This is a genomic window from Vibrio sp. 2134-1 (assembly GCF_033339495.1).
Map to the genome: position 1 here is coordinate 1 of NZ_JAWOUS010000271.1, position 817 is coordinate 817.

The window sequence follows — 817 nt, forward strand, 5'->3', positions numbered from 1 at the left end:
AGTTCGGCACGACCGCTTACTCGCATGCCGTAAACTTGCTCTGCTAACTCACGATACGCATCAATTTTTGATGCTCGCATCGCGCGCACACGTTTTTCTTCTACCGTGCGGCCAGTTTGTTCGCTTACGCTTGCATAACCTACCGCCACTAAAATTTCATCTTGGCGCATCTGTTGTAATGGCTGACATCCCACAAGCACCAAGGTGGCAATAATAAATAATAACTTCTTCATGGTTCTATCCTATGGGCGGAGAATCACAGTGTATGGCTGGCGAATGGTTGGGTCTGAACGAATCAACACGCCATCTTGGGTACGGATGCTATTTAGCGTATCCAAATCACGGCCGATTCGGTCTGCAGGCAAGAACCCTTGCGCTGTGGCAACCACAACACGGCTTTGCATACCAACAACGCGAGCATTAACCAATACGCCACCTTCTTGACGAAGCATGGTTCCCGTTAACACATACTGAATTTGCTGCTCTTGCGCCAAATCTTGCCAATCGCGGCTTAAGGCAAAGTCGCCCTGCTGCGTCACTTGGATAGATCCTGTCGTTTTAAAATCGACGACTTTAAAACCGCGACGTTGGAACTGATGGATAAACCCTTCAGATACAGAGTTGCCCAACCAGTTGGTCGCATCCATGTTTTGCAGGTCAACAAACGATGTGATAGCAATTGGTGTACGTGCAGAAACGGCAACGTTAGATACCATCAAATCTTCTGTCATGCTTTCAATAAAGAAGTCCATCGTATGACGCGGACTGTCCATCAACATGAACTGGCTGCCTGAATACGGTTCTTTACCATTATAAA

The 817-nt window shown here is 47.4% G+C and carries 1 protein-coding gene and 1 pseudogene; both read right to left on the minus strand.

The window, feature by feature from the left end:
• Window positions 1-233, minus strand: a pseudogene (locus R7R78_RS25420) (flagellar biosynthesis protein FlgP); the annotation flags it as partial.
• A gap of 9 nt (window positions 234-242) precedes the next feature.
• Window positions 243-817, minus strand: a 575-nt coding sequence (locus tag R7R78_RS25425; protein WP_225474536.1) for a FlgO family outer membrane protein, incomplete at its 5' end; no start/stop codon positions are given.